At 39.4% G+C, this 13,614-nt stretch carries 13 protein-coding genes and 1 riboswitch; of the genes, 9 read left to right on the top strand and 4 right to left on the bottom strand.

All coding sequences use genetic code 11. The annotated features are described in order from the left end of the window. Positions 1 to 29 precede the first annotated feature (29 nt). Positions 30 to 866 carry a lipoate--protein ligase family protein gene (locus tag RCJ93_RS09695; protein ID WP_150283428.1) on the top strand — a complete coding sequence of 279 codons (837 nt, stop codon included), beginning with the start codon at positions 30 to 32 and terminating at the stop codon, positions 864 to 866. A 215-nt stretch (positions 867 to 1,081) separates the two neighbouring features. On the opposite strand, the gene RCJ93_RS09690 is transcribed toward RCJ93_RS09695, so the two are convergent. Continuing rightward, complete coding sequence (locus tag RCJ93_RS09690; protein ID WP_066791663.1) at positions 1,082 to 1,726, bottom strand: RsfA family transcriptional regulator; 645 nt, start codon at positions 1,724 to 1,726, stop codon at positions 1,082 to 1,084. A 270-nt stretch (positions 1,727 to 1,996) separates the two neighbouring features. Here RCJ93_RS09690 and RCJ93_RS09685 point away from each other — a divergent pair, with 270 nt between their 5' ends. The 3 genes from RCJ93_RS09685 to RCJ93_RS09675 all read left to right on the top strand — a co-directional run bounded on the left by RCJ93_RS09685 (position 1,997) and on the right by RCJ93_RS09675 (position 4,189). Further along, positions 1,997 to 2,251 (top strand): DUF1450 domain-containing protein, encoded by a 255-nt coding sequence (locus RCJ93_RS09685; protein WP_066791665.1) that lies wholly within the window; start codon positions 1,997 to 1,999, stop codon positions 2,249 to 2,251. A 105-nt stretch (positions 2,252 to 2,356) separates the two neighbouring features. Beyond that, positions 2,357 to 3,655, top strand: coding sequence for an HD domain-containing protein (locus RCJ93_RS09680; RefSeq protein WP_147195483.1), 1,299 nt, complete (start codon positions 2,357 to 2,359; stop codon positions 3,653 to 3,655). Between the two features lie 21 nt (positions 3,656 to 3,676). Then, complete coding sequence (locus RCJ93_RS09675; RefSeq protein WP_066791669.1) at positions 3,677 to 4,189, top strand: YwgA family protein; 513 nt, start codon at positions 3,677 to 3,679, stop codon at positions 4,187 to 4,189. A gap of 290 nt (positions 4,190 to 4,479) precedes the next feature. On the opposite strand, the gene RCJ93_RS09670 is transcribed toward RCJ93_RS09675, so the two are convergent. Continuing rightward, positions 4,480 to 4,665 carry a 2-hydroxymuconate tautomerase gene (locus RCJ93_RS09670; RefSeq protein WP_066791671.1) on the bottom strand — a complete coding sequence of 62 codons (186 nt, stop codon included), beginning with the start codon at positions 4,663 to 4,665 and terminating at the stop codon, positions 4,480 to 4,482. Positions 4,666 to 4,731: 66 nt separating this feature from the next. Here RCJ93_RS09670 and RCJ93_RS09665 point away from each other — a divergent pair, with 66 nt between their 5' ends. Continuing rightward, complete coding sequence (locus tag RCJ93_RS09665) at positions 4,732 to 5,247, top strand: YwhD family protein (RefSeq protein WP_147195479.1); 516 nt, start codon at positions 4,732 to 4,734, stop codon at positions 5,245 to 5,247. Positions 5,248 to 5,494: 247 nt separating this feature from the next. Here RCJ93_RS09665 and RCJ93_RS09660 read toward each other — a convergent pair whose 3' ends face one another. Together RCJ93_RS09660 and RCJ93_RS09655 are read right to left on the bottom strand one after the other, a co-directional pair. Next, a complete protein-coding gene (locus RCJ93_RS09660) occupies positions 5,495 to 7,549 on the bottom strand; it encodes a transglycosylase domain-containing protein (protein ID WP_150283429.1) in 2,055 nt (684 codons plus the stop codon). Positions 7,550 to 7,693: 144 nt separating this feature from the next. Further along, on the bottom strand, positions 7,694 to 8,800 hold the full coding sequence (locus RCJ93_RS09655) for a GGDEF domain-containing protein (RefSeq protein ID WP_150283430.1): 1,107 nt from the start codon (positions 8,798 to 8,800) through the stop codon (positions 7,694 to 7,696). Between the two features lie 252 nt (positions 8,801 to 9,052). On the opposite strand from RCJ93_RS09655, the gene RCJ93_RS09650 reads away from it, so the two are divergent. From RCJ93_RS09650 to RCJ93_RS09635, 4 genes are all read left to right on the top strand, one after another. Further along, entirely contained in the window at positions 9,053 to 9,493 is a 441-nt protein-coding gene (locus tag RCJ93_RS09650) for a DUF1934 domain-containing protein (RefSeq protein WP_066791681.1), read from the top strand. Further along, positions 9,490 to 11,157, top strand: coding sequence for an arginine--tRNA ligase (gene argS, locus RCJ93_RS09645; protein WP_150283431.1), 1,668 nt, complete (start codon positions 9,490 to 9,492; stop codon positions 11,155 to 11,157). Before RCJ93_RS09650 ends, argS begins: the two co-directional genes overlap by 4 nt. 158 nt (positions 11,158 to 11,315) lie before the next feature. Further along, a riboswitch (cobalamin riboswitch) is annotated at positions 11,316 to 11,500 on the top strand. A gap of 157 nt (positions 11,501 to 11,657) precedes the next feature. Then, on the top strand, positions 11,658 to 12,617 hold the full coding sequence (locus RCJ93_RS09640; protein ID WP_150283432.1) for an ABC transporter substrate-binding protein: 960 nt from the start codon (positions 11,658 to 11,660) through the stop codon (positions 12,615 to 12,617). Next, a complete protein-coding gene (locus tag RCJ93_RS09635; RefSeq protein WP_190323351.1) occupies positions 12,618 to 13,604 on the top strand; it encodes a FecCD family ABC transporter permease in 987 nt (328 codons plus the stop codon). It begins immediately after the preceding gene. Positions 13,605 to 13,614: the final 10 nt, after the last annotated feature.

Here is a 13,614-nt window from a genome sequence, read left to right as displayed (position 1 = left end):
ATAATACTAACCATGCAGGAGAAGAGAACATGAAAGATTATTTACATCAAAAAGTTTGGCGTTTTATAGATCAATCCATGAGTGGTGTTGACCGTTCTCCATTAGAATCTTTTGCTGCTGATGATACATTATGCCAGTTAGTAGGGCAGGGACAATCTCCTGCTAGTGTGCGAACATGGGTGCATAACGATTCGGTAGTGCTCGGGATTCAAGACCATCGTCTACCTAATATAAAAGAGGGCATAGACTTATTAAGTAGTCGAGGCTACGCGCCAATCGTACGGAATTCAGGTGGCTTGGCTGTTGTGTTAGATCCTGGAGTCCTAAACATTTCGTTAATTTTATCAGAGCAGGAAGAACGGATTGATATTAATACAGGCTATGAAATTATGGTAGAACTCATCAAAAGTCTCTTTCCACAAGTAGCTGACCAAATAGAAGCGTATGAAATCGTCGGCTCTTATTGTCCAGGCTCTTATGATTTAAGCATTAATGGAAAGAAATTTGCAGGCATCTCGCAACGAAGAATGCGCCAAGGAATCGCGGTGCAAATCTATCTGTGCGTAGAAGGAAGCGGTGTAGAGAGAGCTGCATTGATCAAAGATTTTTATCAAGTCAGCTTGCGGGGGGAACAAACAAAATTCCATTACCCTGACATCAAGCCAGAGGTCATGGCTTCACTAAGTGAATTATTAGGCGAAGAGATTACAGTACAGCAAACGGTCATTGAATTGCAAAATTTATTAGCATTACTAAGTGATCAATTAGTCATCGGTCAATTTCAGGAAGAGGAAATTGAATTATATTCATTTTATCTAAAGAGAGTTTTCGAACGAAATCAATCAATGCTACCGATAGATGAGTAGAATACTGTCGATTTCCCGGGAAATAGGTTAAAAACTAGATATCATAAAGAGGCTTGGTCAGAACAAATTTAATAAAATATTTAAATAGCGTGAAGTGGGGGACGGCGCCTCCTACAAAATGCGCCGTCTGAAACGGAGCAAAAAGAATAACCGAACAAATGTGACAGTGAAAGTCACATCATTGTTCGGTTTTTTCTTTAAACTATTTCTTGATATTATTCTTCAATTCCAACGGTTGGTACATCTTCTTTTTTCACAAGATTACCGTTGCGTTCCATCGTAAAGACAGGTGCGATATGTTCATCCTCTGTCCCAAGTGTCATAAGGCGTCTTGCACGATTCATTACTTGCATGAATTGCTCATAGTCTTTTTTCATGTTGCGGTGTTCTTTTTCTAAACGTAAGACTTCTTTCTCTAATTGTGACGCTTTATCATTTGCAATATTTGCTAGGTGGCGCCATCTTGTCACCTCTTCATCATGAAAATCGCTCTGTTGCAAACGCATTAGATACGCAATGACTAAATCAATTGACATGGCAGATAGAGGGATGGACCTTGTTGTTTCACTATGTTTATCGTTAGGCAATAAGTAGAGACCAGCTGTTCTTCTTCGTACGGTAGTACCGTAGACTCGCATTCTTTCCTTGCGTTCTTTCTTTGCTGAAGATAGTTCTTTCTCATAGTTTTTGCGTACTACTGCATTCCAGCGGAAGCCACAAGCTGCAGCCGTACGGTTAAGTGCATCACCAGCTTCTTCAAAGGCCGTCAGCTGTGTGCTCCCTTCTTTTACGTGGCGTAAAACGGCTTCTGCCAATAGTTCGTCGTTTTCTGGTAACCAAGCATCTTGTCTCGTTTTCATTGTTTAAAACCTCCTATTTGTTTCATAGGATTAGCGTAGACAGTTTTACTATTTTTTATTCAATAACTTCTAATAGGTTTAAAAGAAAATGTCTTGAATGAGAGATAGAAAATACGATACACTATAATTAATATGAACTAAAAGAGCGTTATGACTTGAAAGCGGGAGAGTCCACCTGTAGCGGAAATGCAGTATAGTAAGTATAAAAATTAGTTCATTTTTAGAATGATACTAACTTGAAATTGAGATATAGAAAGGGTTGGAGACAAAATGGCAAACGAATTTCGTGTTTGCGATGAGTGTCAAGCCGTTAATTTAAAAACATTAATACCTAAGTTAAAGACGGTAGATCCAGATGCAGTGATTGATATCAAATGTCAATCTTATTGTGGGCCGGGTCTTCGAAAAACATTCACAATCGTAAATAATCGTCCATGTGCAGCACATACAGAAGAAGAATTGATTCCCAAAGTAGTAGCTAAATTAAAGTCTCAAAAGAAGCTGCCAGAAAGTTATCAAGAATAAATATGTACAATTACTATTCCACCTTTCAATAAGGTGGTTTTTTCGTATATAATGGTGAAATATAGTGCATAATAGGACACTTTGGAGAAAAAGGGAGGTTCCGAATTGGATTATGCGACAAAAAAATTAGCGGAAGAAAAGGTGTTTAAAGATCCGGTACATCGCTATATCCATGTGCGAGATCAAGTGATTTGGGATTTGATCGGCACGAGGGAATTTCAGCGTTTACGACGGATTAAACAGCTCGGTACGACGTATTTAGTGTTTCATGGTGCAGAACATAGTCGTTTTAGCCATTCTTTGGGGGTATACGAAATTGTCCGCCGAATGGTAGACGATATCTTCATAGACATGCCAGAGTGGGATGAAAGCGAACGTCTCGTGGTTCTTTGTGCTGCATTATTGCATGATCTTGGCCACGGCCCTTTTTCACATTCCTTTGAACATGTTTTTGATTTAGACCATGAGGAATTCACACGAGCTATTATTTTAGGAGATACAGAGGTAAACCATGTATTGACACGCGTTTCACCTGAATTTCCGCAAAAAGTTTCAGACGTCATTGCCAAAACATATGAGAATAAACAAGTTGTCAGTATGATTTCCAGCCAAATTGATGCGGATCGCATGGATTATCTGCAGCGAGATGCTTACTTTACAGGTGTCAGCTATGGTCACTTTGATATGGAACGAATCCTGCGTGTCATGAGACCAAAAGAAGAGCAGGTCGTCATCAAATCAAGTGGGATGCATGCGGTAGAAGACTATATTATGAGTCGCTATCAAATGTATTGGCAGGTTTATTTCCACCCAGTTTCCCGCAGCGCAGAAGTAATCTTAACGAAGATTCTTCATCGTGCAAAAGACTTGAGCCAGGGAAACTATCAATTCAAGCAAGAACCTACACATTTTATGGCGTTTTTCCAAAACAATATCGAACTAGAAGATTATATTGCACTTGATGAAAATATTTTGCTTACTTATTTTCAAATGTGGATGCAAGAAAGCGATCCGATATTAAGCGATTTAAGCCGCCGTTTTATTAATAGAAAGTTATTTAAATATATAGAATTTGATCCTGCAAATGAATATGAAAAATTAAGTGATCTAAAAGAGTTATTTTATCAAGCGGGCATTGACCCTAAATATTATTTAGTTCACGATTCTATCTCAGATTTACCATACGATTTTTACCGGCCAGGAGAAGAAGAAGAGCGTGTACCCATCCAGTTGTTAATGCCGAATGGTAAAACGCGTGAACTATCAAGATGCTCTGAAATTGTTGAAGCTATTTCAGGAAAACGAAGATCTGATCATAAGTTATATTTTCCGGAAGAAGTACTGCTGCAGGATGGTACTCAAAAAACGCTAAAAAAACAAATATTAAAAGTACTGAGAGGTTAAGCTTCTCGAAAGGAGAAAAACGTGCTAGAAGAACATGCAAAAGTCGTACAATTTGTATCTTTAGCTGGAAGTGTTACGGGGCGAAAAAAGCTGCAGAAGATGGTTTATATCGCAAAAAAAATGAAGTTTCCTTTCAATGAGAAATACCAATTTCATATTTATGGCCCCTATTCGGAGGAGCTTACATTGCGCGTAGAAGAGCTATGCACGATGGGTTTTTTAACGGAAGAAATGGAAGATAAGGGGTCCTATGTGCAGTACACATATCAAGTGACTGATAAAGGAACAAACTTTTCGAAGCATATGTGCGAGGAACAGCAGCATTTAAATGAAGTCGTAGAGGTACTAAACAGTAAAAGTGCCCGCTTTTTAGAGCTTGTTTCTACGCTATTGTTTTTTGATGAACTTCCGAAAGAAGAACGGATTCAAAAAGTGCATGTGGTAAAAGGAAAATTGAAATTTACAGAGACAGAAATGAATGAAGCATTTTCACTTATTGAGGCATTAGAGGAAATCAAATTGAATGCAAATTAATTATGGAATGTGGACAAGGAATCTTGTTCACGTTTTTTTATAGCAAAGAAAAAAGACAAGGGGAAACTTTTAGTCTTAGAAATAGTATAAGTAGAATGGTTCCGTTCCAACCGGGGCTTTCCGCTTAAGCTTATGCCGCAGGAGTCAACGGCTTCCGCTGCATAAATGTTATAAATTTTTTGATGCAATATTTTAATGAAGTGGGCATTCGACTCGCAGATTCGATACACCCACTTCAATTAGCACATTCAATGAAATCTCATTCAATGTCTGTCTGTTTTAAATGCTTATTAGACTTCGCTTTTACGGACGCCGCCTACTGCGTAGTGTTCTTTTTTCATCTCTTCAATAATAATGGAGATATTTTCTTTAGGCGCATTCACACTTTCAGATACTGCGTCTGTGACTGATTTGACAAGCTGGTGTTTTTGTTCGTCTGTACGTCCTTCAAGCATTTTAATCGTTACGATAGGCATAAGAAGTCTCCTTGTGTAAAATGTAGTGTATAGTGGTAATCATAACGTATACGGAGGAATTATGAAATGGCAAATGAACAGCAACCGAAAAAAATGGAATTTACCATAATTAAAAACAATCCTACCGATGGCCACAAAGGGTTTGGAATTGGTTCCATCACACTTGAGAATGTCTCTCCAGTCATCATCGATGTGAATGAAAAAACAGCTGAAGTAGATATTGGTGCAATGCATGCAAGAAGTGCAGTCGAAAAGGGTATCAAATTTACAACAGACCGTAAAGATTCTGAAGGTGGCAAACCGTACTGGCTTGTATGGGTAACGATTGAACAAAAAGAGAACGGGCCATATTATGCTGGTGTGACTGCATGCGAAATGGTAGTCAATCGCGAAAAACGCAGAGGCTACAAAATACTGGCAGAGCATGTCAACAAAATGGATAAATCCATGAAAAGAAATATTATGATTGATGAAATGGATACGACGTCAAAACAGGTCCTTGGTGAGTTTTTGAAAAACTTTAATGAAGAGATGTGGAAAAATAGCAGTCCTTCATTACATGCTGATTTAGGCTTTGAATGATCCAATTTTTGTCGAACATGCGCTTTTTTCTGGCACTTTCTAATTACGTGGTTGAAAGTGTTCTGGAAAGGAAGTACACTAGAATTAAAGCTTGCAAATGTAAGCTAGGACATATGCTGTGCGAGAAGTTGTATGGTTCTCATTAGCCATCCCAAGGGCGAAAGGATAAATGCAGTCATCTTGAAGCAGAAAACTTCCACCCCAAAGGTTAACGGACACCTTTGGAATGGAAGTTTTTTTTAGTTTGTTATTCAAATAAAGAGAATGGGAACAGACTCCATGTTTCATCCGTTTCTTTTGTCAATTCATTAACGATAGAAGGATCTGTGCATTTTTTCTTGGGCATATCTTTTTTCTTGAGATATACTAATCGCTGTCTGCCACATGCTTTTGTAGCAATGCCCCCAGTTTCAACATCTATGATAGCGGATTGAACACCTTTTGGTGCGATAAAAGGTTCGCTGGGAGTATCTTTCAGTGCCCCTTCCATAAAGTCAATCCAGATATGCTTTGTAGCTCTTGCATCTTCTTCACTTGAGAGCTGTTTTCCCTGGTCGTATCCGTTCCATACACCGGCTGTTAATGATGGCGTAAAGCCGATCATCATTTGGTCTGTCAGGGTTGTACCCGATTTTGCAGCATAAGGTCTTGTTTGTCTGTTGCGCAGACTTACACCTGTAGCAGGGGTATAGTCGTTAAACACAGGGTCAAACATGCCTGTCATCAACTGAGTTAAAATGAAATTCTCATCTTTTTTTAGCACTCTTTTTTCTTCACGTTTTTCTTCAACTTCATAAATTAATTTGCCTTCGCCATCCTTGATAGAGAGCACGGTAATTGGTGATCTCTTAACTCCGCCTGCAGCGAGTGTATTATATGCGGATGTAATATCCTTCAGCGTCACTTCTGTTGTACCAAGTGCCACAGAAGGTGTATTTTGTAGGGTTTCACCAATGCCAAAGCGATTGAGCATTTGCTTAAATTTACGATGACCTACTTCCTCATAGGTTTTTACGGCAAAAATATTGTCAGAGATGGCCAATGCTTGTGCAAGCGAAATAGGGTGATTGGCAAATTTGCCATTTACATTTTTAGGTTCATACTCTGAACGTCCACCGTCATAGGTGAAAATGGTTTTTTCTGCATCCATAAATGTGATTGGCGAAAAATCATTTTCTAATGCAGTCGCATATAAAAACGGTTTAATAGCAGAACCAGGTTGCCTTTTTGCTTGGGTCACACGATTATATGAACTCTCTGTATAATGAGTGCCTCCTACTAATGAAGTCACATATCCTGTTTTAGGATCCATGCTGACAAATCCAACTTGAAGACCAGAACTTGGCATATTTTTCTCTACAGCTTCCTCTGCAGCTTTTTGGTGGAGCGGATTTAAAGTCGTTTGGATAGTCCAACCGCCTTCTGCAATGTTTCGACCATTTTTCTCCAAAATCTTTTTAGCCTCCGCCCAAACTGTATCGACAAAGTAAGGAGCATTCATTTTATCGCTATCCCACTCGTCATATTTAAATGTTAGGTTTTCATTTTGTGCGCGTTCTTTTGCTTCTTCTGTAATCATCTCTTTATTTCTCATCAACGACAAGATCAGCTGCTGTCTATTATGATTATTTTCTTCACTTGCCAGAGGCGAGTAAATGCTCGGCCCTTTCGGTATTGCTACCAGGGATGCAGCCTCAGGAAGTGTAAGCTCTTTTGCTGGTTTGGCGAAATAATAGCGGCTGGCAGCTTCAATTCCATACATACCATGACCAAAATAAACTGTATTTAAATATCCTTCTAGAATCTGATCTTTATCATAGAAAGTTTCTAATCGATACGTATAGAGGGCCTCATTCATTTTACGAAGCCATGTTTTATCGTGTGAAAGATATAAATTGCGGGCATACTGTTGAGTAATCGTACTAGCACCTTGCACTTTTTTCATTGCTTTCACATCTTGTACTATGGCGCCTGCAATCCGTGTATAGTCAAAACCATTGTGCTTATAAAAATTTTGGTCTTCAGTAGCAATCAAGGCTTTTGTTACAAAAGGCGAAATATCATCTAACCCTACCCAGTAACGACGTTGTCCGGCAAATTTATCTCCAATTTGTTCCCCGCTAGTATCTAAAAAAACGGTTGCCTTAGGAACAGTTAAAGATGGAGCCCCTGTAATTTGAGCGTAAACACGGAGTGAGACCAGAGCAGTAATGACGCTTGAGGCACACACGACCATCAATATGACTAACTGCCGTAGTCGCAGCTTCTTTTTTCGTTGCTTATGATATTCAGCTCGGTTCATCCTATCGCTTCCTTTCCTATCGTTGAAACTAGTATGTGAAGAGATTGCACAAACTAAACGGAAAGAATAGCGCTAAATTTGATGAAAAACGAATAAAAAGCAGGACAGATCTTACAAATCTGAATACAAAAAAAGTGCCAATGGCTATTTGTCCATTGGCACAGGAGTTTTAGGGATTTGATTATAGTGAACGATTTGATTGTTCCCTTTCGTTGTTGCAAGTCGAAAGGCATCGTGTGTGGATTGGGCAATTTCGTAAATCGTCTTGCCGTTCTCAGGATAGTTAGCAATACCGACACTAACAGAGATAGAAGCACTGCTTCCGTCTTCTAAATCTACTGACATCTTGGAGATGGATTTACTTATATCATAGGCATATTGCAAACTGGATGCGGGCGGCAGATCTTTGCAAATTAAATAAAATTCTTCTCCACTAATCCGAATAGAGGTAGAACCAGGATGTTCTCTATTAAATTCTTTTAGCAATTCGCCAATTTTCCTTAAAAATTGGTCGCCCACCATAACGCCATGTTTCATATTAATCTTGCTAAATTGGTCTATGTCAATCAATAGCAGGGCAAACGGAATTTCGCTTTGAATGTAACGATCTATAATGCACTTACATTTTCGGATATTTGGCAAGCCTGTTAAAAAATCAGTTTCTACCATTTTTTCGATTGTATGGATTTTATTAAACTGATTATTTAAGAGACGAATTACAAACGCAGTTATATAAAGTGCTGGAATCGAGATAATGAATAATAGCACAGCGCTTATTAACCAATTTTCTGCATTGAGCGCAATGCTAGAGGCGTAAAAAAGAATGGAAAGCAATAGATAATAATGCAGATTGCGAAATTTAATCGGTTTCCACCAAGCTAGTAAGGCGAGAATAAGTCCTACTATGATGGTCAAAATTCCAGAATGGATGGAAATTTCCGAGAGACCGGAAATATATATGCGCGTTATGCCAATTAATGTTGCCGCAATACCCATAGAAATAGGGCCGCCAAGCCATCCGGATAACAACAAAAGCACATTGCGCAAATCGCCGTTTATTAGATATTCGCTCTTAAAATGGGTGGATGCTTTCATTAAAAGCAAACCTGTAATAGAAGCGGCAAAACCAACAATCCATGGATGGAATTCCTTATAGATGCCAGTAGATTGCTCAAGTAACTGATAGGCAAGGTAAAAGGAAATGACAAAAGTAAATAATAGCGAAAAATAAACTGCGTATTCAAGAAACACGTAATATCACCGCCTAAAGTCTTCTATCTATTATACCATTTACCTAGATAGCGAGAAGAAAAATTTTTTCAATCTGCATAAAGAAATGTTAAAATGTATTTTTATTCTGAAATAGATTTGCTTTGGGCACATTGAGGATAGGATGGTTAAACTGACAGAAAGGGGTTCAATCGCAAGTTGTACCTTGAAATGAACTCCTCTCCTATCCTATAATAAAAAGGTTATATTAAGTAGAAAATGGAGGCATCACTTATGCCAGATGCTCTTTCAATACCGGTACAATTAAAAATAACTTCAACAATCACACAACAAGGTGAAAAGCCTGAGCAGATTGAGTTTTGGTCTGAGGGTACCCTTATGGAAAAACGCGGACAAATCTATTTGCAATACACCGAAGTGCAAGAGGACTCACATATACGGACAACATTGCGGTTTGGTGATAAGGATGCAATGATTATTCGCAATGGTGATGTTAAGATGCGCATGCCATTTGTCGTGGGAGAATCACAAAGGGGCCATTATCAAAGCCAATTTGGACAACTACCGTTATTTACTCAGGTGAAGGAAATGAAATACCATCCATCGGAAACTACGCACAGCGGCCGGTTTTATCTACAGTACGAATTAATTATCGGTTCCGAACATGCGGGCAATTTTATATTAGAACTACAGTACACGGAGGGAAATAAATGAACGCAGTAGAACAAGTGCAACAAGCCATTAAAGATGCGCTAAAAGCAGCTATTCAAAAAGCAGGCATCATTGAAGATACGAGTTCTTTGAATATTCACCTTGAAACACCGAAAAGCAAAGAGAATGGTGACTATGCTACGAATGTGGCGATGCAGCTAACTAAGCTGGCTAAAAAGCCACCTCGTGCGATAGCAGAAGCGATTCTTGAAAACCTTGAAACAGAACAAACAAATATTGAAAACATCGAGATTGCTGGCCCTGGTTTTATGAACATCACATTGCGCAAAGATTACTTAGCAGATGTTGTGAAGATGGTCTTAGATCAAGGCGTTAATTATGGCCGTACAAACACAGGCAAAGGTGAAAAGGTCCAAGTTGAATTTGTTTCTGCAAACCCAACTGGCGATCTTCACCTAGGACATGCGCGTGGTGCTTCAGTCGGCGATTCTTTATGCAATGTTTTAGACTTTGCTGGTTATGATGTTTCTCGTGAATACTATATTAATGATGCCGGTAACCAAATCAATAAATTAGCGAACTCCCTTGAGGCAAGATATCGCGAATCGCTTGGTTTGCCATTCAATATGCCTGAAGATGGATATCATGGGAAAGACATCATTGAAATCGCTAAAGAGCTTTCAGCAGAATATGGCCCTGAAATCCTTGATAAGTCAGATGAAGAACGTTTTGAGTTTTTCCGTGAGCATGGATTAAAACATGAATTCGGCAAGCTACAAAAAGATTTGCACGATTTCCGTGTGGATTTCGATGTTTGGTTCTCTGAAACATCACTCTACAAAGACGGAAAAGTGGAAACAGCTCTTCAAAAACTAAGAGATAATGGACATGTTTTCGAACAAGACGGTGCCATTTGGTTCCGCTCTACTACATTTGGCGATGATAAAGATCGTGTATTAGTAAAATCAGATGGTTCTTACACTTATCTAACACCAGATATTTCTTATCACGAAGATAAATTGCGTCGTGGCTTTGACCAATTGATCAATATCTGGGGTGCAGACCATCATGGTTATATTCCACGTATGAAAGCTGCGATTGAAGCACTTGGCTATGACCGCGACCGATTAGAAGTGGAAGTCATTCAAATGGTTAACCTAATGCGTAACGGCGAGAAAGTGAAAATGTCTAAACGTACGGGGAATGCAGTTACACTTCGTGAGTTGGTAGAAGAAGTTGGCCTAGATGCAGTACGCTATAACTTTGCTATGCGTGCAGGTGACTCTCATTTAGATTTTGATTTGGATTTGGCTGTTAAACAATCAAACGAAAACCCTGTATATTACGCACAATATGCTCATGCGCGTATTAGCTCAATCTTGCGCCAAAGCGCAGAAAAAGGGTTTGTACCATCAATCGAACACCTTGACGCTTTGTCTACAGAAAAAGATATTGAGCTGTTGAAAAAAGTAGGCGATTTCCCGCAAATTGTAGCTGACGCTGCTCGTGTACGTGCACCGCACCGTATCGCCAACTATATTCAAGAACTTGCCGCAACTTTCCATCGCTTCTACAATGCTGAAAAAGTGTTAGATGAAGAAAATAAAGACCGTTCAGAAGCACGCCTTGCACTTATCACAGCAGTTCGCACAACGATCGCGAACGCGCTAAAATTGATTGGCGTTTCTGCACCGGAAAAAATGTAATAATTATAACTCTTAAAAAGCGGAGCCAACAACACCATATTGTTGCTCTGCTTTTTTGTTGATAAACAACTTCACCTAGCTTGGAAATTACCTGACTAGAATAATCTATTAAATATCTCTTCCTAATTTACAAAATATTAGATATAATAAAAAGAAATAAAATACATAGTTTAATCGGTCCCGAATAGAGAGCTATTTGGGTTAAAAGGGAAATCGGTAAAAGCCGATGCGGTCCCGCCACTGTAAGTGTGAGCAATTCGAGAATGCCACTGAAGGAAACTTTGGGAAGGTGCGATGCGCGATGATCACGAGCCAGGATACCTGCCGATTATAGAACACCGTTTATATCGACGAGGATTGATAGGTGCCATTATGATCTTTTTTATAATGCTGCAATCACCAAACCTCTCGTTGTGAACGAGAGTTTTTTATTTTGGAGAAAAGGTTAAAGACCTTTTTCTCCAACCAACAGTAATCTTACACACCAGGGGGAGTAAAAAATGAAGAAACTATGGCAGCTTGGTTTTATGCTTGTGATGGCATTTACATTGCTTGTAGGCTGTGGCCAATCCGACTCTAAAAAGCCAGAAGCAGAAAACAAAACCACGCAATCAGAAAACAAAACAGCTACATATCCAATGACAGTAACAGATGATACAGACAATAAAGTCGAATTTAAGCAGGAACCAACGAAGATTGTGTCTTTAATGCCGAGTAATACTGAGATTCTTTTTGCTTTAGGATTAGATGATCACGTAATCGGCGTGACAGATAATGATACGTATCCAGAAGCTGCTACTAAAAAAGATAAAGTAGGCGGCATGGAGCTTAATATTGAAAAAATTATCAGCTTAAAACCGGATGCCGTTTTTGCGCATGGCATGATTGCCGAATCTGCAAAGAGCGGTATACAGCAACTTCGAGATGCAGATATTCCTGTATTTGTCGTTAAAAATGCCAGCAACTTTGAGGAAACATATGACTCGATTAAAACAATCGGCAAAATTACAAATAGAAGTGCAAAAGCAGATCAAATTGTAGAAGATATGAAAGCGAAAGTAAAAGATGTACAGGCTAAAGTAGCAGATGTAAAAAAACGCAATGTATTCGTTGAAAACTCTGATGAGCCTGAGATTTATACAGCTGGTAAAGATACATTCATGCAAGAAATCTTAAACCTAGCGAATGTTAAAAATGTGGCAGATGATCAATCAGGTTGGTTTAAAATCGACCCTGAGGAAATTATTAAGCGTGACCCAGATGTATACTTAATCACATATAATTATGTACCGAATATCGTAGAGAAAGTAAAAAAACGCCAAGGGTTTAAAGATTTAAAGGCTATTAAAAACGACCGAGTAGTACAAGTTGATCCGGACAAGACTAGCCGTCCAGGACCTCGCCTTGCTGAAGGGCTTGAGGAAGTGGCGAAAGCTGTTTATCCAGAGGTATTTAAATAAGTGAAAAAAATAGTAGTTGGATATCTCGTAACTCTTGCTATTCTTCTTTTGAGCATGGCTTTGGGGATATCAGCCGGCGCTGTTAAAGTGCCAATCAGTACGTTATGGGACAATAATGCAGATGAAGTAGCATCGAATATATTATGGTCTATTCGAATGCCTCGTGTGATTTTAGCAGGACTCGTTGGAGCATCATTAGCTATTTCAGGTGCCGCTTTCCAAGGGTTGCTTAAGAATCCGCTTGCTGATCCATATACGTTAGGAGTGTCATCAGGTGCCTCAGTGGGCGCCGTGATGACGCTCTTTTTCAGTCTTTCAGCACCTGTATTGGGCATGTTTACGTTGCCCGCATTCAGCATGATAGGTGCATTATTGACAATGTTTTTGGTTTTAGGATTTGCGAAGCTTGTAGACAAAGCGATGAAAATGGAAACGCTGATATTAACAGGCATAATCATTAGTTCATTTCTCAGCTCTATCATCTCTTTGATGATCGCGCTCACTGGTGAGGAGCTTCGACAAATCATTAGCTGGCTAATGGGCAGTGTGTCGATGCGCGGCTGGCCATATGTTAAGATGATTTTACCGTTCGTCATAGTGGGCACAATTCTATTATGGCTGAACCGACGAGAATTGAATGCCATGCTATTTGGCGAAGAACGAGCGAAATATTTAGGCGTCAATGTTAGAAGAAGTAAATTAACGCTACTGATTGGTGGATCGATGTTAACGGGAGCAGCTGTTTCTGTATCAGGCACCATCGGATTTGTGGGGCTAGTAGTACCGCATATGACACGCTTGCTTTTTGGCGCGAATCATCAGCATCTTTTGCCACTTTCACTGATGAACGGGGCATCACTGCTCATACTTTGTGATTTAGTTGCAAGAACAATTATTGCGCCGACAGAACTGCCTATCGGTGTGATTACGGCATTGCTTGGTGCGCCGGTATTCGCCTATATCTTCTTTAGGCAACGAAAAGGATAGGGGGGTACAG

The sequence above is a fragment of the Rummeliibacillus sp. BSL5 genome (genome assembly GCF_052928305.1).
This window is presented reverse-complemented; position numbering and strand designations above follow the sequence as displayed.